This is a genomic window from Sediminibacterium sp. FW305-C-49 (assembly GCF_058231085.1).
The window spans coordinates 101,754-121,886 of record NZ_JBIQXS010000002.1; the positions used below are offsets into that span (position 1 = coordinate 101,754).

At 40.7% G+C, this 20,133-nt stretch carries 18 protein-coding genes; 6 read left to right on the forward strand and 12 right to left on the reverse strand.

Translation table 11 applies throughout. The features are described 5' to 3' along the window. Window positions 1-32 precede the first annotated feature (32 nt). Entirely contained in the window at window positions 33-509 is a 477-nt protein-coding gene (locus ACH3Z1_RS07810; RefSeq protein ID WP_490821326.1) for a hypothetical protein, read from the reverse strand. A gap of 136 nt (window positions 510-645) precedes the next feature. On the opposite strand from ACH3Z1_RS07810, the gene ACH3Z1_RS07815 reads away from it, so the two are divergent. Both ACH3Z1_RS07815 and ACH3Z1_RS07820 read left to right on the forward strand, forming a co-directional pair. After that, window positions 646-3,759: a S41 family peptidase gene (locus ACH3Z1_RS07815; RefSeq protein WP_490821327.1), complete on the forward strand. Its 3,114-nt coding sequence runs from the start codon at window positions 646-648 to the stop codon at window positions 3,757-3,759. An 86-nt stretch (window positions 3,760-3,845) separates the two neighbouring features. Continuing rightward, on the forward strand, window positions 3,846-4,493 hold the full coding sequence (locus ACH3Z1_RS07820; RefSeq protein ID WP_490821328.1) for a peptidoglycan DD-metalloendopeptidase family protein: 648 nt from the start codon (window positions 3,846-3,848) through the stop codon (window positions 4,491-4,493). An 86-nt stretch (window positions 4,494-4,579) separates the two neighbouring features. Here ACH3Z1_RS07820 and ACH3Z1_RS07825 read toward each other — a convergent pair whose 3' ends face one another. After that, window positions 4,580-5,230: an NAD(P)H-binding protein gene (locus ACH3Z1_RS07825; RefSeq protein ID WP_490821329.1), complete on the reverse strand. Its 651-nt coding sequence runs from the start codon at window positions 5,228-5,230 to the stop codon at window positions 4,580-4,582. A 158-nt stretch (window positions 5,231-5,388) separates the two neighbouring features. Here ACH3Z1_RS07825 and ruvB point away from each other — a divergent pair, with 158 nt between their 5' ends. Beyond that, a complete protein-coding gene (ruvB, locus tag ACH3Z1_RS07830) occupies window positions 5,389-6,423 on the forward strand; it encodes a Holliday junction branch migration DNA helicase RuvB (protein ID WP_490821330.1) in 1,035 nt (344 codons plus the stop codon). A 66-nt stretch (window positions 6,424-6,489) separates the two neighbouring features. Here the strand turns inward: ruvB and ACH3Z1_RS07835 are convergent, their stop codons facing one another. Together ACH3Z1_RS07835 and ACH3Z1_RS07840 are read right to left on the reverse strand one after the other, a co-directional pair. Next, complete coding sequence (locus tag ACH3Z1_RS07835; protein ID WP_490821331.1) at window positions 6,490-7,188, reverse strand: response regulator transcription factor; 699 nt, start codon at window positions 7,186-7,188, stop codon at window positions 6,490-6,492. Window positions 7,189-7,311: 123 nt separating this feature from the next. After that, window positions 7,312-8,259 (reverse strand): cytochrome-c peroxidase, encoded by a 948-nt coding sequence (locus ACH3Z1_RS07840; protein WP_490821332.1) that lies wholly within the window; start codon window positions 8,257-8,259, stop codon window positions 7,312-7,314. Window positions 8,260-8,339: 80 nt separating this feature from the next. Between ACH3Z1_RS07840 and ACH3Z1_RS07845 the strand changes: the two genes are divergently transcribed. After that, a complete protein-coding gene (locus ACH3Z1_RS07845) occupies window positions 8,340-8,711 on the forward strand; it encodes a co-chaperone GroES (protein WP_490821333.1) in 372 nt (123 codons plus the stop codon). A gap of 46 nt (window positions 8,712-8,757) precedes the next feature. Here the strand turns inward: ACH3Z1_RS07845 and ACH3Z1_RS07850 are convergent, their stop codons facing one another. The 3 genes from ACH3Z1_RS07850 to ACH3Z1_RS07860 form a co-directional block, all read right to left on the reverse strand. Beyond that, a complete protein-coding gene (locus tag ACH3Z1_RS07850; protein WP_490821334.1) occupies window positions 8,758-8,991 on the reverse strand; it encodes a helix-turn-helix domain-containing protein in 234 nt (77 codons plus the stop codon). A gap of 130 nt (window positions 8,992-9,121) precedes the next feature. Then, window positions 9,122-9,745, reverse strand: coding sequence for a DUF2975 domain-containing protein (locus tag ACH3Z1_RS07855; RefSeq protein WP_490821335.1), 624 nt, complete (start codon window positions 9,743-9,745; stop codon window positions 9,122-9,124). A 3-nt stretch (window positions 9,746-9,748) separates the two neighbouring features. Further along, complete coding sequence (locus ACH3Z1_RS07860) at window positions 9,749-10,744, reverse strand: DUF2975 domain-containing protein (RefSeq protein ID WP_490821336.1); 996 nt, start codon at window positions 10,742-10,744, stop codon at window positions 9,749-9,751. A gap of 117 nt (window positions 10,745-10,861) precedes the next feature. Between ACH3Z1_RS07860 and ACH3Z1_RS07865 the strand changes: the two genes are divergently transcribed. Continuing rightward, window positions 10,862-12,412 (forward strand): helicase HerA-like domain-containing protein, encoded by a 1,551-nt coding sequence (locus ACH3Z1_RS07865; protein WP_490821337.1) that lies wholly within the window; start codon window positions 10,862-10,864, stop codon window positions 12,410-12,412. Here ACH3Z1_RS07865 and ACH3Z1_RS07870 read toward each other — a convergent pair. Next, window positions 12,395-14,341, reverse strand: coding sequence for a RecQ family ATP-dependent DNA helicase (locus ACH3Z1_RS07870; RefSeq protein ID WP_490821338.1), 1,947 nt, complete (start codon window positions 14,339-14,341; stop codon window positions 12,395-12,397). The genes ACH3Z1_RS07865 and ACH3Z1_RS07870 overlap by 18 nt on opposite strands. A gap of 158 nt (window positions 14,342-14,499) precedes the next feature. Continuing rightward, window positions 14,500-16,041 (reverse strand): YifB family Mg chelatase-like AAA ATPase, encoded by a 1,542-nt coding sequence (locus ACH3Z1_RS07875; protein WP_490821339.1) that lies wholly within the window; start codon window positions 16,039-16,041, stop codon window positions 14,500-14,502. 196 nt (window positions 16,042-16,237) lie between these two features. Between ACH3Z1_RS07875 and ACH3Z1_RS07880 the strand changes: the two genes are divergently transcribed. Beyond that, entirely contained in the window at window positions 16,238-16,597 is a 360-nt protein-coding gene (locus ACH3Z1_RS07880) for a four helix bundle protein (RefSeq protein WP_490821340.1), read from the forward strand. Window positions 16,598-16,635: 38 nt separating this feature from the next. Here the strand turns inward: ACH3Z1_RS07880 and ACH3Z1_RS07885 are convergent, their stop codons facing one another. The 3 genes from ACH3Z1_RS07885 to porT all read right to left on the reverse strand — a co-directional run bounded on the left by ACH3Z1_RS07885 (window position 16,636) and on the right by porT (window position 20,128). Then, window positions 16,636-17,949 carry a MutS-related protein gene (locus ACH3Z1_RS07885; RefSeq protein WP_490821341.1) on the reverse strand — a complete coding sequence of 438 codons (1,314 nt, stop codon included), beginning with the start codon at window positions 17,947-17,949 and terminating at the stop codon, window positions 16,636-16,638. Window positions 17,950-18,077: 128 nt separating this feature from the next. After that, the gene (locus ACH3Z1_RS07890) at window positions 18,078-19,418 is read right to left on the reverse strand and encodes a dihydroorotase (RefSeq protein ID WP_490821342.1); all 1,341 of its coding nucleotides are present in this window, start codon (window positions 19,416-19,418) and stop codon (window positions 18,078-18,080) included. A gap of 56 nt (window positions 19,419-19,474) precedes the next feature. Next, window positions 19,475-20,128 (reverse strand): type IX secretion/gliding motility protein PorT/SprT, encoded by a 654-nt coding sequence (gene porT, locus ACH3Z1_RS07895; protein WP_490821343.1) that lies wholly within the window; start codon window positions 20,126-20,128, stop codon window positions 19,475-19,477. Between the last annotated feature and the right edge of the window lie 5 nt (window positions 20,129-20,133).

Here is a 20,133-nt window from a genome sequence, read left to right on the forward strand (position 1 = left end):
AGAAGCAGATATCATGTATCTGCTTCTGAACCTTAATATCGTTCAAACACAAATTGAATCTTACTTTCCTCATCTTCAGAATCAAATTGAATGGTCATATGTAACTGACCCTCCTTTAAATAAGCTAACCATTCATCAGTTTTGTCTTCACCAAAACTATTCTTAGATGTTGTGCTGAGTAGTTTTTTGTTATTGTTGAAACAAAACCTTAAGCTATCAAGAATAACACCTTCCATAAATTGCATTATAAGTTGATTTCCTTCCTTGAAGTCAAATCTCATATTACTCCAGGCCATTTTATTCATCTCAATAATCATCTGCCGATTTGTATCGGGATAATTTCTTATGGCATCAGGTTCAATAAAAGATGAATCTGTTTTCAGGTTAAAATATACTTCACTGGTTTTTACAGAAACCACTTTCCATTTGCCCAGGATTACCGTATCGCATTGGCTTTTTGCAATGGCTGAGAGAAAAATACAAAAACACAGTACTGCCAGTTGTTTCATAAATATGCTTAAAGTCAACTAAATATAGTGAAATATCCTCACATGTTTATTGTTATCAACTCCATTAACCGTTGATCATAACTGGCACTTATTTCCTCCCCTATCTTAATTATCTTGTATATCCAAAAACTGACGTATGAAGAGAATATTGTCCTGTCTACTCGCATGCTTATACCTGAGTACCGCAGCATCACAAAACAATCAACCTTATTTTTTATCAAATCCTGCCATCAGTCCCGATGGAGAAACCATTGTGTTTGCTTTTGAAGGCGATCTCTGGAAAGCAGCCGTAAAAGATGGCCGCGCCAGTCGCTTAACGGCCATGCAGGGTTATGAAACCAGTCCGCGTATTTCACCCGATGGACAATGGCTGGCATTCAGCAGCAGACAAATGGGTAATGCTGATGTGTATATCATGCCCCTGTCTGGTGGCGAAATCAAACAACTTACATTCCATAGCGCTACCGATGAAGTAAATAACTGGAGCTGGGATAGCAAGAAAATTTATTTCACCTCGAGCAGAATGGGTCAGATATCTGGTTTCACTGTTGGCATCAACGGAGGAACGGCCCAGCGTCTATTCGGCGATCATTTCTTTTTATTGGATCATGGCCTGGCAGAACATCCATCTGGTGATATCTATTTTAATGATACCTGGGAAAGTGCCAGCCAGGTTGCCCGTAAACGATACAAAGGACCATTCAATCCCGATATCCAGTCGTACAATATCAATAGCAAACAGTATAAAAAACATACCGACTGGGAAGGAAAAGATTTTGCATCTACCATTGACAAAAATGGTAAACTCTATTTTATTTCAGACGAGGCTAATGGTGAGTATAATCTCTACACGCTGGATAATGGAAAGAAAACAGCATTAACGCGTTTTACTTCATCCATTAAAACACCTGTCGTAAATGCAGGCGGTAATAAAGTAGTATTCGAAAGAGATTACCAGTTATGGTTATATGATGTAGCATCTAAAAGAACCGAGAAGCTGAACATCAGCCTGAACAGAAACTATGTATTGCCGGCAGACAAAGATTACAATGTGCGTGGTGAAATCACCAATCTGGATGTTTCGCCCGATGGCAAAAAAATTGCTTTCTCATCAAGAGGTGAAATTTTTGTAAGTGACGCAGATGGAAAATTTATTCAGCAGATCAATAAAGGCAATACTGAAAGAGCCAAAGAGGTAAAATGGATGAGCGATAATAAAACCATTCTTTTCAACCAGACGGTAGATGGTTATCTGAACTGGTTTACCATTGCTGCTGATGGCTCTGCCCCGGTAAAACAAATTACCAAAGACACAAAAAATAACCGCTCAGCCGTATTGAATAAAACACGCACCAAAATGGTGTACCTGAGCGGACGTGATGAAGTTCGGCTGCTTGACCTGAAAAACTGGGAAAACAAAACCATTGTGAAAGATGAAATATGGGCTATACAGAATTCTGATCCTGGATTTTCTCCCAATGATGAATATGTGTATTTCACAGCCATCAGGAATTTTGAACAGGATATTTTTATTCATCACCTGAAAGACAATCGCACGATTAACCTCACCAATACAGGTGTAACAGAATCGAGCCCTACATGGAGTCCCGATGGTAAGTATATTTATTTTATCTCTGCACGTACAAAGCCATCGTACCCCTTTGGTATGCAGACACCACGCATTTATCGCATGCCATTGGAAAAGATAGATGCGCCGTATCGCAGTGATAAATATGAAGCGCTCTTCAAAACGGAGAAAAAAGATACCGCCAAAAAAGATCCTGCTCCTATAAAAATAGATGCTTCGAAAATCATGGATCGACTTGAACAGGTAGGTCCCAATTTCGGGTCACAGTTTTTATTGAACGTATTACAGAAAGGTGATAAAACCATTGTATTGTATATAAGCAATCATGCGGAGGGACGCGCTGCTTTATGGAAAACAACCCTCGAGCCTTTTGAAGCGCCAAAAACAGAACGTATCAACGGTGCAGATGCATTTAGTGTAGATTATGCAGAGGGTGGCGATAAAACCATGTTGATCATTAATGGCTCAATATACAAACTGAACCTGGATGCCAATAAAGTAGATCCTGTAACCATTTCGCAGGTGTTCAGAAGAAATCTTTCAGCCGAATTTGCACAGGTATTTCAGGAAACATGGGCGCATGTAAATGAAAATTTCTATGATGAAAAATTCCATGGCATAGACTGGTTGGCTACACGTAAACGCTATGAGGCATTTGTACCTTATATAAACACCCGTGGTGACCTTCGTACATTGCTTGCTGATTTATTGGGTGAATTAAACTCGTCGCACCAGGGATTCAATTCGTTCGGAGATGAAGAAAATGTTCAGTTGTCGAACAGAACAATGGAAACAGGAATTGTTTTTGACAATACTGATCCTTACAAAGTAAAATATGTGGTGGCGGGAACCAATGCAGACAGGTCTACCATTGATGTACGCCCTGGTGATGTATTGTTGAAAGTGAATGATGAAACAGTGGATCCTGCAAAAGACCGAAACTATTATTTCAGCAAACCTTCACTGGATGGAGAACTTAGCCTGACTTTTAATCGGAATGGTCAAACGGTTACTGCTAAAATTCATCCACAGGCATCATTGTTCAATAACCTCTCGCAGGAGTGGAGTGATATCAACCAGAAAAGGGTGGATGATAAAACCAATAACCGTGTTGCCTATCATAACATGAAAGACATGGGCGGTGTGGAACTGGAAAAATTCCTGATTGATATGACCCAGGATTTTTATGGAAAAGATGCATTGATTCTCGATCTGCGTTATAATACAGGTGGTAATGTGCACGATGAGGTATTGAAATTCCTGAGCCAGCGGGCCTACCTGCAATGGAAATACCGTGAAGGTAAACTCACACCACAATCTAATTTTGCACCTGCAGATAAGCCCATTGTGTTGCTCATCAATGAGCAATCATTAAGCGATGCAGAAATGACAGCACAAGGTTTCAAAGCATTAAAACTGGGTACCATCATTGGTATGCCAACCTATCGCTGGATCATTTTCACGAGCGGCACAGGTTTGGTAGATGGTTCTTTTGTACGACTGCCGAGCTGGGGTTGTTATTCGCTTGATGGTAAGGACCTCGAAATTACAGGTGTAGAGCCTGATATTAGAGTTCCGATGAACTTCGAAGACCGACTCAATGGTCGTGATCCACAACTGGATAAGGCAATTGAAGAGATCATGAAGAAACTGAAAAAATAAATTTGCGGTATATTGTAATCTGTGAATCTGTGGCGAAAGACATTTGCCACAGATTCACAGATTTTTTTTTGAATAAATAGTAGTGTATGTTTTCTCCAATTGTTCCATTTGATAGTAGTACAGATCAACTTTTTCAACTTGATCTTACAGCCAGTAATGTGGAAGTAACAGATGTGTTGGTGAATGATACGCAACTGTTTGCTGCATATATTGACAATTGTCTTGCCCAGTCGGGTAGTCGTTATGCAATTGGTGGTTATAACGAACACCGAACTGTTTACAGCAGGAGTAAAGTATTTGATGGAGCCGATGAGCCGCGCAGACTACATTTAGGAACTGATATCTGGGGAACGGCCGGAACACCGGTATTTGTACCGATGGACGGAGCCGTACACAGTTTCGGATTTCATGAAACCTATGGCGATTACGGAGCTGTGATTATTCTGCAACACCAGTTGAACGGCGAATTGGTTCATAGCTTATATGGCCATCTTTCTTTAGGCGATCTGGATGGTTTGTACGAAGGTAAACCTGTTAAGGCAGGAGAGCAGTTGGCACATTTCGGTATTCCGGAAGAAAATGGTCACTGGCCACCACACCTGCATTTTCAATTGATCAGGGATATGCAGGGAATGAAAGGAGATTATCCAGGTGTTTGTAAATTCAGTGAGAGAGAAATATACCTGGCCAATTGTCCGGATCCTGCCTTTATTTTACAGTACACGTTTAATTGATAAGCCTGCCCTATTCTGTGATTTTCTGTGTCTTCTGTGGCATTATTTATTGTTGTCACAGAAGACACAGAAAATCACAGAAGGGATTATTCAAATTGTTTAATCTCGTCGGAGGAAATGAAATGGATACCATCTTCGAACTGGTGAGCAGCATGTTGCATGGCTTTGGCAATACCCAGTGCAGAAACAGGTTGGTATTTTTTTAATGGCCCCACTAAAATCGGTCCGATAATTTTTGCCAGAAAGATGGCTATTTTTTCTCCAACCCTTCTTTCAGCACGTTCACCCATAATAAGTGATGGTCTGAAAATACAGGTGCATGGATATTGTAGCACTGAAATGGCTTTTTCAACCTGTCCCTTCGTTCTGCTATAAAAAATAGAGGATTGTTCATCGGCACCTACAGCACTGATCAATAAAAATCGCTTGGATCCTGCATTTCTCTGTAATTCTGCTACTTTCTGCGGATACACCAGGTCAACCTGTCTGAAAGCCTGCTGACTCCCTGCTTTTGTGATGGTAGTACCCAGACAGCAAAAAACATCATCAGCCTGCACTGCCGTCTCTAATTTTTCGTAGTTCACGATTTGCTGTTGCAGTTTAGGGTGGTGCAGGGCAACCTGTTTACGAACATATATGGTAACCGTACTGTACAGTGAATCTGCCAGCAGCAATTGTAATAATACCTGCCCGGTTAAACCACTGGCACCTACGATTAATGCAGTTCTTTGTTCCATGGCATGCTTTTCTCAAAGCTACGGATATTCATGAATGGTGAATGGCTAATCGTGAATATGGAATTTGCCCATTTTTATTACCAGGCAGTGAACGAGTAACATATTATTCACGATTGGCCATTCACCATTCACCATCAAATATTTAGTAATTTCGTCCCATGTCAAATCCCAACCTCAATAAAGACCCGATGAACCTGAGCGCAGCAGAAAAAGAGTTTGAGAATGCCATTCGTCCGGCAGAAATCAACGATTTTTCTGGTCAGCCGCAGTTGGTGGAAAACCTGGTCATTTTTATTAAGGCGGCTAAATTAAGAGGGGAGGCATTGGATCATGTTTTATTTCACGGCCCTCCGGGTCTGGGTAAAACAACATTAAGCAGAATTGTAGCGAATGAATTGGGCGTAAACATCAAAGAAACATCCGGACCTGTTATTGAAAAACCCGGCGACCTGGCAGGATTACTCACCAACCTGCAACCCAATGATGTATTGTTTATTGATGAGATTCACCGGTTGAGTACGGTAGTAGAAGAATACCTGTATGCAGCGATGGAAGATTTCAGGATTGATATTATGATTGATTCTGGTCCCAATGCACGCAGTGTACAGATAAACCTGAATCCCTTTACATTGGTAGGAGCCACCACACGTAGTGGCTTATTGACTGCGCCATTATTATCCCGTTTTGGTATCAAATCGAGACTTGAATATTACCAGTCAGAAACCCTGCAGAAAATTATTGAACGAAGTGCCGCAATTCTCAATACTTCTATCAATACAGAAGCTGCTTTTGAAATTGCACGCAGAAGCCGCGGAACACCGCGAATCGCCAACGGACTCTTACGCAGGGTACGTGATTTTGCTCAGGTTTTGAATGATGGTAAAATCGATCTTGGCATCACACAACATGGATTGAAGGCCTTGAATGTGGATGAACATGGACTTGATGAAATGGATAACAGGATACTCCTGGCCATCATCGATAAATTTAAAGGAGGCCCAGTTGGACTTACCACGATTGCCACTGCAGTAGGTGAAGAAGCGGGTACACTAGAGGAAGTGTATGAACCTTTTTTGATACAGGAAGGATTTTTACAAAGGACGCCTAGAGGAAGGGAGGCCACGGCCAAAGCATATGCTCATCTTAACCGAGCATTTAAACAATCGGGCAATCAATCAGATTTGTTTGCTTAAATAAATAAGCCACAGATTCAAAGATTATTATTTTGAAATCTGTGGCTTACTATTATACCAGTATGGTTATGGTGCTACCAGACGGAAACCATTACCATGAATATTTACAATCTCAATATTTGAATCGTCTTTCAGGTACTTGCGTAATTTGGCAATATACACATCCATACTTCTCCCATTAAAATAGGTGTCGCTGCCCCATATTTTTTTGAGCGCGCGTTCACGTGGTAATAAATCATTTTTATGTTCGGCCAGCATTTTCAGCAATTCATTTTCTTTTGGAGAAAGTGTTTGTGTACTGTCGCCATTTTTCAGTTCACGTAATTTAGGATTGAAATGGTATTTACCCAGGTCAAACTCAATATTATCATTCCCTTTGTTTTCTTCCTCATTACGTTTGAGGATGGCCCTGATTTTGAGTAATAATACTTCGCTGTCAAAAGGCTTGGTGATATAGTCATCTGCACCCAGTTTATATCCCTGTATGATATCCTCTTTCATGGTTTTTGCACTCAGGAAAAACAGGGGAATGTCGGGGTCTACATCACGAATTTCTTCTGCGAGTGTAAAGCCATCCATATTGGGCATCATCACATCCAGCAGACAGATATCATATTTTTCACGCTGAAAAGCGGCAAGTCCTAAACGGCCATCGCGTTCCAGGGTAACTTCGTAATCGTTGAGTTCGAGATAGTTCTTTAATACCATACCAAGATTGGTATCGTCTTCGCACAAGAGTATCTTATATTTTTTCTTGTCTTCCATGGTTCTAAATTTATGTGAAATAAAGATAATTCACTACGAGTTATGATCCTACTGTCTGCAATCTTTTGTTAAAAGAGACAAACAGGTGCAGCTATTTAGCCATTGTTGAACTATTAGACGGGCTTAACGTTGTTTTTGGAAACGTTTATCTGTTAAGGTTTTCAAAAAAGCAACCAGATCTGTTTTCTCCTGTTTGCTAAGTCCGATAGGCACGCCCATTGTGGAATCCATGTTTACCGGATTCAATACAAATGCACCTGGATTGTTATAGTAGTCTATTACTTCTTCGAGTGTTTGAAACATACCATTGTGCATATAAGGGGCAGTTAAGGCAATATTTCTCAATCCGGGTGTTTTAAATTTTCCCAGGTCTTCCTTTTTGCGACTGATCAGGTAACGGCCCGAATCATTGAGGGCATGTCCGTCGAACAAGCCGATGTTTTTAAACTGGTCATCTGTGAAATCTGGCCCTCGGTGACAGTCGAAACATTTTGTTTTCTCACTGATAAACAGTTTTCGACCCCTTTCTTCCGATGCGGTGAAAGCAACTATATCGTCTATGTAAGCATCAAAACGACTACTATCTGTTTCCAGTGTTCGTTCAAAAGCTGCAAAAGCAGCACCAAGATTATTGCTGTTGGGTAGTGTTTTGAAGATACGTAAAAATAATTTCCTGTAAGTAGCATCTGCATTGAGTCTGGCCACTGCTTCTTTTATCGGTAAACCCATTTCATCGGGATGAGCAATCGGCATCAATGCCTGCTGTTCCAGTGATCTGGCTCGGCCATCCCAAAAAAAATAGGGACGGTTCTTCATATTGAGTACGGAAGGTGTGTTTCTTGTGGTTGACCTACCTTCAATTCCTTTACTAAAAGCCAGGGTATCCGAAAAACCATATTCAGGTATATGACAACTGGCACAACTGATACTACGATCTTTGGATAAAATCTTATCGTTGAATAGCTTTTGCCCGAGTGCAGCTTTTGTATTGATGGAGGGCGGAGCAGTATAAGAAGAAATCATCAACCCCGTAATTGCGAACAAGATGATGGCGGCCATTGTTTTCTTCATAGGGCAAAAATACCGAAAGGGACGATTTGTTTTTTTCTGTTTTATTTTTGCGGCGTGTAAACAGGATAAATCATCATAGTATGTTACTGACATCAGATAATAAGCTAAAAAAACTAATTGTTATTGGAGACCGGGTGCTGATACGTCCGTCTAAACAGGATGAACAAACGGCCAGTGGCTTATACCTGCCTCCCGGTGTACAGGAAAAGGAGAAAGTACAGCAGGGGTATATCATTAAAACAGGCCCCGGTTATGCCATACCCATGCCGGTTGATGAAGAACCCTGGAAAACAGAAGATGACCAGGTGAAATATGTACCCTTACAGGCTCGTGAAGGTGATCTGGCCATCTTTCTGTTGAGTGGCGCTACCGAAGTGCTGTATGAAAAAGAGAAATATTTTATTGTACCTCAAAGTGCCATTCTGTTACTGGAAAGAGAAGAGGAATTATAAAGCCGAAGACGCTGGTCTGATTATACAATCTACAAATACCCCATAGTTATCTTTTAAATAACTGCTGGTAACTTTTCTCATCCATGTATTCCAGTATATCACCGGGCTGACATTGGAGGATACGACAGATTTCTTCCAGCGTGGAAAAACGAATGGCTTTGGCTTTTCCACTTTTCAGGATGCTCATATTGGCAATGGTAATACCTACACGCTCACTTAATTCAGTAAGACTCATTTTGCGGCGGGCCAGCATGATATCGAGGTTCACAACTATGGGCATCAGGTAGTGAGTTCTTGTTCGGTTTTAAGTGGAAGAAGTTATAGTCTGTGTTCAGATAAAGATAAGAAGTATTGCACCTATTCATTAGTGTATCAATTCGTCTTATTCTGTTTTATCATAATCAGATACATCAGATGGTGAGTTGTTGTTCTTGTTTGAGGTTGAAAGCGTTTTTGTATATCCTGCTGATCCAAAGCACCGTAATGCCTAACCAGAATGGAACGGGTACGAATATAAAACTGCCGGTGTGGTAAATAAACTGGTTAGCAGTAAGCCTGCTTATTTCGGGGATGGTATAGGAAAAAATACGAAGCACATCAAGTACCCAGAAAATCATGAGGGTAAGCCCAATTGATCTGATCCTATTACTGATATCGGTTTGAAAGAGTACAGTGCTATGAATATATGGTAATAAACGAAGTACCAGAATAGACATTATAATCAGTAACAGACCATTGAGTATATCCAGGTCCAGAAAAACAGAAGGTAATAATAACTTTTGCGTAAATGAAGCCTTAGCAATTTCAAGGTTGCCAGTTAGTTTAATACTGTTGTCGCCATAACTGGAGATAACAGTGTCATATTGTGGGTAATCAAAAACTGGGCGAACAGGTACAGAAATAGAAATATCGCTGCTGAGGCTGGCAATGATGATGATCGTACCAAAAATGATAAAGCTCCATGCGCCTATTTTAATACGGGTAAATACAGCGTTTTCTTTAAGCGAATAATATTTGCCAATAGTATTTTTCATGTATCAGATTGTTAAGGATTGTTCGTGTTGAAGTTTACTGCCTCTTCTGAAGGCAAAAGCAAATACCAGTATAACATAACCAGCTACCATCCAAATGATACTGTTTGAAATCATCAGCCTAAGGTCAAGAGAAAAGGCAGGAGGAATTTTTTCCCGGTAAATCCAATGTATTATATAAGCGAGAACAATATCGAAAGCAATGGAACCTAAAATAGTAAATGCAATCAGGAAAAGGCTTTTATAAGTTCTTTTCTCAAAACAATTTTTGCTTGCAATGTCTTTAATGACCCATAAGGGTAACAGGAAGCAAACAATTGCAAAGAACACCTTAAACAGTATTGTCAAGCTACCGAGTATGATTTTTAAAGTGTCATATTTTGCTTTCGACAGTTGTATATACAATGTTCTGGGTTCATTCTGGTTGAATCGTTTTTCCTCTGGTAAAGGCGAAACTTCAATGTCTAATTTTTGTATTTTATAATGACCGAGTCGGCGCTTATTTGCAGAATCTATGTGAGTCCACACAGGAGATTTTAAATACGATCTGCCACTGTCTCTCGAAGTTTCATGATCTTTTGCCAGCAAATAATTATCAAGGCCCAGGTAATATCTTTCAATTTTTTTTAATGGAGTACTTGCAATTCCCCGTTTTGAAGGATCGATAAAAAATGAGTCTCTTCTTACGGCAGTATAAAATCCTACAGTACTGGCTGAAAAACCTTCAACACTAAATACATTGTTGAAAGTTTTTACATCTTTTATCCACCGGAGACTATCTTCAATTGCCTGATACCGGTAGTGCGGAAGTGAGTCGTTATAAATGAAATCGGATGGAAAAGTATCGATCATGGTTTGATCACTGATAGAACTGCTTTCAAAATAGCCTTCATTAGTCGAACCCCAAAAGGGGAAACCTGTCCATACAAACAACACTATCAAAAGCCCGGGTAGCCAAACCAGCCATGAAAGCAACCGCTTCAGTATTTTAAGGAATCTCATATGCAGTAATTATATGGTAAATAACGAATAATTATTGAAAAACAATAAAAATTAGCTAACAAATATTTTATTTTTCAAGCCGTACATCGCTTAATTTGTATGATCAAATCTCTTATTATGGCAGATAAACAGGCATTTTCAGACCTAGTAAAGACAGGTTATACGTTTAAAGGCGAGCAGGTAAAAATTGGTGTGGGTATGTTGAACGGAGAAGTGGTAAGCGGAGCCGATATCAGGTTGCCATTAAAAACCATGAACCGGCATGGACTTATAGCGGGTGCCACCGGAACGGGTAAAACAAAAACGCTGCAATTGCTGAGTGAAGCATTGAGCGATAACAGCGTTCCTGTTTTATTAATGGATATCAAGGGAGACTTGAGTGGAATAGCTGCAGCCGGACAAAGCAGTGAAAAATTAACCGAGCGTAGCCAGAAACTGGGTGTTTCATTTACGCCTGCTGCTTATCCTGTTGAACTACTTACGCTGAGTAATGAAAAAGGTGCAAGATTACGCGCCACAGTGAGTGAGTTTGGTCCGGTATTACTGAGTAAGATTTTAGGACTGAATGATACACAAGGTGGATTGGTGGCCATGATCTTTAAATATTGTGATGATCATACAATGCCATTACTGAACCTGAAAGATTTTATCAAAATATTGCAGTACATCGGTAATGAAGGGAAAGCGGAGATTGAAAAGGAGTATGGTAAAATATCCACCACATCTACCGGAACCATTCTGCGAAAAGTAATTGAATTACAACAACAGGGTGCAGATATTTTTTTCGGAGAAAAAAGTTTTGAAATCGATGACCTCATGCGCATCAGTGATGATGGCAGGGGTATGATCAGTGTATTACGTGTAACAGATATGCAGGACAGACCTAAACTCTTCTCCACATTCATGTTACAACTCCTCGCTGAATTATATGCCAGTTGTCCGGAAGAGGGAGACCTCGACAAACCCAAACTGGTATTGTTTATTGACGAAGCGCACCTGGTGTTTAATGAAGCTTCAGAAGCATTGTTACAACAGATTGAAACCGTTATCAAACTCATTCGTTCCAAAGGGGTAGGTATTTTTTTCTGTACACAGAATCCCCAGGATATACCTGCTTCCATTCTGAGTCAGTTGGGCATGAAAATTCAGCATGCATTACGGGCTTTTACAGCGGCCGATCGTAAAACCATTAAACAGGCAGCAGAGAATTTTCCTGAGACAGCTTTTTATCAAACTGATGAGCTGTTGACTCAATTGGGGATAGGAGAGGCATTCGTTACACTCTTAAATGAAAAAGGTATTCCCACTCCATTGGTGCATACCATGTTATGTGCACCACGCAGCCGTATGGATGTGTTAACAGAACAGGAGATTGATGAGTTGGTTGGCTCCAGTAAACTGGTAGCCAAATACAGCAAAGAAATAGATAGTGAAAGCGCCTATGAAATATTAACGGCCAAACTCGAAGAAGCTGCTGCCAAAAACCAGGAAACAGAGGCGTCTGATGAAGAAGAAAAAATAACAGGCCGAAAAAAGAAGGAAGAAGGATTTTTTGATAACCCGGTTGTAAGACAGGTCGGTAGAACAGCAGCCAGTGTGATCACCAGGAGCCTGTTGGGTGCATTGGGACTGGGTGGCAGAACAACAAGGTCAAGAAGAAAATACTAAGCTGATTTTTCCGGTTTCGTCAATCTGCAAGCGGTCTTCGTTTTGCAGGAAATCGAGCACGGTCCATACTTTTTCTCTGGATACAGGTAGCGTTTTTTCTAATATAGCAGGAATGCTGTTGTGACCTGCTGCCACAAGACTCAATACAGCGTTTTCAATAGAGGCAAATTCATCAGTAGATAGCTGTTTTTTCTTTTTATTGAGACAGTTATCGCAAATACCGCAATCTTTTAAAGCAGTATCGCCAAAATAAGCACCCACCAACCGGCTTCTGCATTGGTCTTCTTCGCGGAGATATTTCATCATCATACTCACACGTTCGGCATATTGTTTTTTCCTGTTTAAATACGCATCCTGATCAATATGCAAATATTTTGCGGGTGCACGGTTGAATAAATAATGAATTTGTGGTGTTTCTTTTTGAGGAAGGTATTCAATGATGCCGAATGCCATTAATTGCGATAACTGTTTTTTTATTTCTTCAACAGTCAACCTGCTCATTTTGGCAAGCTGAGATTCGAATATGGAAACACGATGATCGAAAATACCTTCATAAGAACGTAACAGGTTCCGGATCAATAGTTCGAGACCGGGATGTGATGTTTCGAACTGGTACAATGTTTCTTTATCTGTAGTAAATAGAACCTGTGATGGCAGGAAAATATTTTCAGCAAAGCTGATATGTCCCTCCTGTTCCAATACTTTCAGTGCATTGATAACAGTGATCATATCAAGGTTGAAACGACTGGTAAATGCTTTGATGTCAAAATCAAAATATCCTCCTTCGCCCGAGCCTATCGGTAATTGAAAAAAATCGGCCATAGCCTGGTACACAGACTGTATAACAGGAATAGGTGGAAAACGTTTGTCGGGTAAGTTGTGCAGTTGTAAGAGGTCATCCTGCTGGTATAATAAAACAGCAAAGGATTTTTTTCCATCTCTTCCAGCGCGTCCGGCTTCCTGGTAATAATTTTCAAGACAGTCGGGTACATTATAATGTATTACAGAGCGTACAGCCGACTTGTCGATGCCCATGCCAAAAGCATTGGTGCATACCATGATTCTACTGGCATTGGTAATCCAGTTTTGTTGCCTCGTCATTCTTTCTTCCTGCGACAGACCTGCGTGATAAAAATCAGCAGAAAAGCCCTTTAGTTGTAATAACTGACAAACCTCTTTGGTCAATTTTCTGCTATTGCAATACACAATGCTGCTTCCTGCTACGTTGTTTAATATGTTGATGAGTTTATTCGGTTTGCTTTCTACATGAAAACAACTATAGGATAAAGCAGGTCTTTCAAAAGACTGGCGAAAGATCTGAGCTTGTTTGAATTGAAGTTTTTCAATGATATCAGCCTGCACTTTTTCTGTAGCAGATGCACTAAGTGCAATGACAGGTACCTCTTTTAATTCCTGTCGCAGATGGGCAATACGTAAATAGGGTGGTCTGAAATCGTAACCCCATTGCGAAATACAATGTGCTTCATCAACAGCAATCAATGAAATGTCCAGTGCAGATAAGTATTCCTGGAACAATGCAGATTCTATACGTTCCGGCGATAAGTATAAAAATTTATAATCACCACGGGAAGCTTTCTGTAAAGTGCTTCTGACTTCTGTATAGTTCATGCTGCTGTTAATAGATGCAGCGGGAATATTTTTATCAAGCAAATGTTCTACCTGGTCGCGCATCAGCGCAATAAGCGGACTGATGACAATGCACATGCCCTCCATCATCATCGCTGGTACCTGGAAGCAGATCGATTTTCCTCCACCGGTGGGTAATAAGGCCAGTGTGTCTTTTCCATCCAGTACAGACTGGATAATTTCTTCCTGCATGGGCCGGAAGGAATCGTGGTTCCAGAACTGTTTTAAAACATCAACAGGGTAAGACATTGCATAGATGAAGTGAAAATGAAAATTTGCCATATACAACAGGTATATGTTGTAAACAGCGAGCCAACTCAAAAATAAGCTTAAAGTGTGAGAGATGACTTTTTGAGAAATATCGAAAATTTCCGAAAAAAATATTTCTCACTCTTTACTTTCTGATTTTTTATTTCTCTGTTCCTTATTCCTCTGTTTCCTCATCCAGCCCATCCTTCCCGATCTAAACTCCGATAATGAATGGCTTCTGCCAGATGCTCCGGCTGTATATCAACGCTACACGCTAAATCAGCAATCGTTCTACTCACTTTTAAAATACGATCATAGGCGCGGGCACTGAGGTTTAATTTTTCCATGGCACGTTTCAATAAATTTTCACCTACATTACTAATACGACAAATTTCTCGAAGTTGTTTACTGCTCATTTGTGCATTGGCATATACACCATTCTCTCCATTATATCTTGCAGCTTGTATTTCTCTGGCTTTGATTACCCGTTCACGAATGGTAGCTGAGTCTTCTCCATTTTGTTGGTTACTTAATTCACTGAAAGCAACGGGTGTTACTTCCACATGCAAATCAATTCTGTCTAATAGTGGACCGGATACTTTGTTTAAATATTTCTGCACAATACCCGGTCCGCAGGTGCATTCTTTTTCGGGGTGGTTATAGTAGCCACAAGGGCAGGGATTCATGGACGCAATCAACATAAAATTGGCCGGGAAATCCAGGGCGATTTTTGCCCTGGAGATGGTTACCCTTCTCTCTTCCATCGGTTGCCGCATTACTTCCAGCACCGTTCTTTTGAATTCGGGTAACTCATCGAGAAATAAAACACCATTATGTGCCAGTGATATTTCACCCGGCTGTGGTACGCCACCACCACCTACCAATGCCACATCGCTGATGGTATGATGTGGCGCGCGAAATGGCCGCTTACTGATGAGTGAACTATGTTCCGGTAATTTACCCGCCACACTATGAATCTTTGTTGTTTCCAATGCCTCCTGTAAACTGAGTGGAGGCAATATGGTGGGCAGTCTTTTCGCCAGCATGGTTTTACCAGCACCCGGCGGACCAATTAAAATGGCATTATGTCCGCCAGCCGCAGCAATTTCTAAAGCCCTTTTGATGTTTTCCTGTCCTTTCACATCTGTAAAATCAAATTCAAACAGATACTGGTCACCAAAAAACTCTTCACGTGTATTTACTACTACCGGTTGAAGCGCATTTTCATCTTTGAAAAATTCAACCACTTCTGTCAGATGTTCAACACCATATACCAGAAGGTTATTGACCATTCCTGCTTCACGGGCATTGGCTTTGGGTACAATCAGTCCCTTATATCCTTCTTTTCTTGCCTGTATGGCAATAGGTAATGCACCTTTAATAGGTTGTATGCTTCCATCCAAACTCAATTCACCCATGATCACATAGTCTTTCAGTCTTTCCGCATTTTCCAGTTGTTCACTGGCACCTAAAATACCCAATGCAATCGGCAGATCAAAGGCAGAACCTGATTTGCGTATATCGGCCGGTGCCAGGTTTACCACGATCTTGGTACGTGGCATATCAAAACCATTGGTCTTGATGGCGCTCTCAGTTCTTTGCAGACTTTCCCTCACGGCATTATCAGGTAGCCCAACAATCTGGTAGCCCTGGCCGGCACTCACATTTACTTCAATGGTAATAGTGATGGCCTCCACTCCATAAACGGCACTGCCAAAGGTTTTTACGAGCATGGTATAAAAGTGAAAATGAAAAGTCGAAATTAAAAACAGAGGGTAAGATAAAGAAGACATCAATAGCAAAAACAAAACAGGTAGATATACGGAGTAAAAACACCTGTTTTGATGGCAGATGTCGGATGTCAGATCGCAGATTTGATATGCTGCGACTAGCTCGGAGTGTGTTTTAGTATTTTGACTTGAAAAGAATATGAATAGGATAATATTAGAGCAAAGAACTAAGCAATTTCATATTGATATAATAAAGTTGTGTTTATCCTTGCCTAGAAATGTGGTAGGTTTTGAAACAGGTAAACAGTTAATCAGGTCTGCCGGCTCTGTTGCCGCTAATTATCGGGCATCAAAACGAGCAAAATCAATATCGGATTTTATATACAAGATTGAAATTGTATTGGAAGAGGCGGACGAGTCATTGTACTGGCTACAGATTATTCAGGAAGCAGGGTTGATGCATGATCATTGTATTCAGCGCTTAACTCAGGAAGCATATGAATTAACAGCTATCTTTTCTGCAACAACCAAAACTGCAAAGTCAAAAATCAAAAAATAAATCTGACATCTGCCATCCGACATCTACAAATCTGCTTCTTAGAGTTTCCCCAACAACTCCACCACCCCTTCTTTTCTGAGTATCAGGTATCCAAGTCTATCGTTGCTGATACCTTCTTTGAGTTGGTAGCTGAATACAAGCTGGTCATCGTCTACACTGGTTTCGAAATAGCGGAACTGGATATTGCTGAATTGTTGTAAGGGTTCTCCGATTTCATATAAGTGTGTGGAGAGAATGAATAATACATTTTTCATTTTACGTAAACCCTCTATTACCGTTGTGCTGCATTTCATGGCATCCTGTACATTGGTACCTTTGAAGAGCTCATCAATAAGAATAAGCCAGTTTCTGCCATCACTGATTTTTTCAATGGTATTCCTGATTCTTTGCACCTCATTGAAGAAATAACTTTCTCCTTTAATAATATTGTCAACTACATTGATATTACTCAGTAACCCATCAAACAAACTCAACTTCATTTTTTTTGCCGGTACACCCATACCTAAGTGAGCCAGGTAAACATTTACACCAACTGCTTTGATGAAAGTACTTTTGCCTGCCATATTAGCGCCAGTGAGGAAAAGAAAATTTTTATCCCTGCTCATGTCAACATCATATGATACAGGTACCTGTAGCAATGGATGGTATAATCCTGTGGCTTCAATAAAGGGCTGCTCCGATTGATGTACCTCCGGGAAACTGAAATCATATTTTTTACAGGCAATACTGAGTGATAGGAATGCATCAATACGACTGTAAATATCAATTAACTCAAAAAGATATGTTTTATAATGAAAGCGGACAAAGTCGGCATAACTCAGCATTTTCCAGTTGGTTAATTCATCTTTTGATTGATCAGCCAGTTCAGGAATGGAACCCTTCCGTAGCAACATGTCAATTCTCTCAGCCCAAATGAGCAACTGTTTGCTGGAACAATGTTCTTTCAGAAGGGTGGAAATGGTAGTGAGTCCTTTGATGAAATCAATACAATGCGAAAGGGTATATCGGGTTAAAGAAAAATCAGGGGCATTGAAAAACTTGTAGATATAACTGCTCACCACATTTGGCTGTGTTGGATACCTGTTGATCTGTGAATCATAAAACTGCGTCATGACCATAATGGTACCATTCGTAATGGTTGCCGGCCAGCGATCAATTAAAGGGATCAGGTCGCGTATGGTTTGTTGATTGTTTTTAATGCCATCTACAGAAGAGAGTGGCTTCGATACCATATCATACAAATATTCTCTGCCGCTATTGGTTTGCGTATGATCGAGAAAATGTACCACCGATAGTTCTTCCTCGCTATGAAAAATAGAAAGGTCGGCAAGTGTAGTTTTGTCTATCTGCATGTGCTAAAGTTAGGTAGTTATGAAGTCGGAAAGTCGGAAAGTCCGGAAGACCGAAAGTCCGAAAGATGATTGCGCCGGAGGTACTGTCTCTGGACTACCGGACTTTCCGACTTTCGGTCTTCTTTTTCCTATCTCTCAAACGCCAGTCTCATTCCTTTCTTAGATTCATCGAATACCCCTTTTCCATACACAGGATGCCCATTTACAAAAGTATAGTTGATGGTAGCAGGTAAAACCTGTCCTTCGAGCGGGCTCCATCCGCATTTGTAGAGAATATTATCTTTCTGAATAGTAGAAGCTTCATTCATATTCACCAGTACAAGGTCTGCATAATAGCCCTCTCTGATAAATCCTCTTTCTTTGATCTGAAAACAGGTGGCTACGGCATGACTCATTTTCTCCACTACCTTTTCCAGGCTTATTTTTCCTTCTTTTACATAGTGTAACATCAGTCCGAGTGAATGTTGTATCAAAGGCAATCCTGCGTGTGCATGTTCATAGTCTTCCTGTTTTTCTGCCCAGGTATGTGGAGCATGATCGGTGGCAATTACATCTAACCTGTCATCGAGTAAAGCTTCCCATAATGCTTTGCGGTTATGGGGTGCTTTAATGGCAGGGTTACATTTGATCTGGTTGCCCAGTCTTGTATAATCGTCACTGGTAAAATGCAGGTGATGTACGCACACTTCCGAAGTAATTCTTTTTTCTGCAAGCGGAAGCATATTACCAAACAACTGTAATTCTTTTTCCGTGGTTATATGTAAGATGTGTAAACGGGTATTGTATTTTTTGGCGTATTGAATGGCTTTGAATGATGATTCGAAACAGGCTTCTTCATTACGGATGATGGGATGATCTGAAGGTTCCAGTTTTCCCTTTTGTGCCTTGAGCGCTTGTAAATTATTCTTTATGATACTTTCTTCTTCGCAATGCGTAGCGATCAGCAGCTCAGATCCGGCAAATACTTTTTCCAGTACGAGTGGACTATCTACCAACAGGTTGCCGGTAGAGGATCCCATAAATACTTTCACCCCACATATCTGGTTTTTCTTTTCATTGGTGCGTAATACTTCTTCTATGTTATCGTTTGAGGTGCCCATATAAAAAGAGTAATTCGCCAGAGCAGTGTTTTTACCGGTTTCGTATTTCTGTTCAAGCAGTTCATGGGTAAATGCGGGCGGACTGGTGTTGGGCATTTCCATAAAACTGGTAACACCTCCGGCAACAGCGGCTTTTGCTTCTGTATAAATGGTGGCTTTATGGGTAAGACCCGGTTCGCGGAAATGTACCTGGTCATCAATGACGCCCGGTAAAAGAAACTGGTTGCTGCCATCTATTTCGGTAACATTTACAGCAGGGCTGAGGTTGCTGCCTATCTGCTCAATACGGGCATTCCTGATCCATACATCGCCATACACAATGCTGCCTTCATTTACAATGCCGGTATTTTTTATGATATAATCTTTCATAAATGAGTTGCCTTTTTAGCAAACAACGCAATTTATTACATCATGGGCACTAAACCTTAATCTTCGAGGTGAATAGAGAAAATGATCATGCGCGACTGTATCTTATCCATGACATTGGAAAAGCGAAGCGTTGGATCGTATTGGTGGATATTCGATAAGCCGTAACTGAATTTTATTTCAGGTGATACGGTTACAAAGGGCAGGTAAAAATTGAAGCCTATTCCGGCTTCAAAGCCAAAATCATTCCTTTTGAGTTTAAGCAGGTCCTCCGATAAACGGGCAGCCGAATTACTGGAAAGGTCTGTATCCAGTTTAATACCGCCTAAAAGATAGGTTTTGAAATTACCGATACGATCGGAGTTGAATTTAAAATGCAGTGGCAGGCTGATCAATGTAGCCGGCAGGGTTTGTCGCTGGATGGCTGCTTCACCCGGTCTAGGTTTTCCCAGGCTGTAATCAATGTATTTGGAACCACCAATGATCAACTGCGGATTGGCCCTGAATTCAAGGTGATCGGTCATTTTTACGGTGGCCAAAAGTCCCATTGTGATGCCACCACTCGAACCAGGTCTTACCAATAAAATAGAATCATTTTGCAGAAACAGTGGCGATTTATTCTGGTGCAGGTACGAACTGTTGTACCCAAGGGTCAGTCCAAAATAATAAGGCAGGTCATCGTGATTGGGACGATAACGCTGTTTCTGTGCCATTGCAG

Bases quoted from the DNA above. Each gene is read 5' to 3' on its own strand.
- ACH3Z1_RS07810 (WP_490821326.1), bottom strand. From the start codon at position 509: ATGAAACAACTGGCAGTACTGTGTTTTTGTATTTTTCTCTCAGCCATT.
- ACH3Z1_RS07815 (WP_490821327.1), top strand. From the start codon at position 646: ATGAAGAGAATATTGTCCTGTCTACTCGCATGCTTATACCTGAGTACC.
- ACH3Z1_RS07820 (WP_490821328.1), top strand. From the start codon at position 3,846: ATGTTTTCTCCAATTGTTCCATTTGATAGTAGTACAGATCAACTTTTT.
- ACH3Z1_RS07825 (WP_490821329.1), bottom strand. From the start codon at position 5,230: ATGGAACAAAGAACTGCATTAATCGTAGGTGCCAGTGGTTTAACCGGG.
- ruvB (WP_490821330.1), top strand. From the start codon at position 5,389: ATGTCAAATCCCAACCTCAATAAAGACCCGATGAACCTGAGCGCAGCA.
- ACH3Z1_RS07835 (WP_490821331.1), bottom strand. From the start codon at position 7,188: ATGGAAGACAAGAAAAAATATAAGATACTCTTGTGCGAAGACGATACC.
- ACH3Z1_RS07840 (WP_490821332.1), bottom strand. From the start codon at position 8,259: ATGAAGAAAACAATGGCCGCCATCATCTTGTTCGCAATTACGGGGTTG.
- ACH3Z1_RS07845 (WP_490821333.1), top strand. From the start codon at position 8,340: ATGTTACTGACATCAGATAATAAGCTAAAAAAACTAATTGTTATTGGA.
- ACH3Z1_RS07850 (WP_490821334.1), bottom strand. From the start codon at position 8,991: ATGCCCATAGTTGTGAACCTCGATATCATGCTGGCCCGCCGCAAAATG.
- ACH3Z1_RS07855 (WP_490821335.1), bottom strand. From the start codon at position 9,745: ATGAAAAATACTATTGGCAAATATTATTCGCTTAAAGAAAACGCTGTA.
- ACH3Z1_RS07860 (WP_490821336.1), bottom strand. From the start codon at position 10,744: ATGAGATTCCTTAAAATACTGAAGCGGTTGCTTTCATGGCTGGTTTGG.
- ACH3Z1_RS07865 (WP_490821337.1), top strand. From the start codon at position 10,862: ATGGCAGATAAACAGGCATTTTCAGACCTAGTAAAGACAGGTTATACG.
- ACH3Z1_RS07870 (WP_490821338.1), bottom strand. From the start codon at position 14,341: ATGGCAAATTTTCATTTTCACTTCATCTATGCAATGTCTTACCCTGTT.
- ACH3Z1_RS07875 (WP_490821339.1), bottom strand. From the start codon at position 16,041: ATGCTCGTAAAAACCTTTGGCAGTGCCGTTTATGGAGTGGAGGCCATC.
- ACH3Z1_RS07880 (WP_490821340.1), top strand. From the start codon at position 16,238: ATGAATAGGATAATATTAGAGCAAAGAACTAAGCAATTTCATATTGAT.
- ACH3Z1_RS07885 (WP_490821341.1), bottom strand. From the start codon at position 17,949: ATGCAGATAGACAAAACTACACTTGCCGACCTTTCTATTTTTCATAGC.
- ACH3Z1_RS07890 (WP_490821342.1), bottom strand. From the start codon at position 19,418: ATGAAAGATTATATCATAAAAAATACCGGCATTGTAAATGAAGGCAGC.
- porT (WP_490821343.1), bottom strand. From the start codon at position 20,128: ATGGCACAGAAACAGCGTTATCGTCCCAATCACGATGACCTGCCTTAT.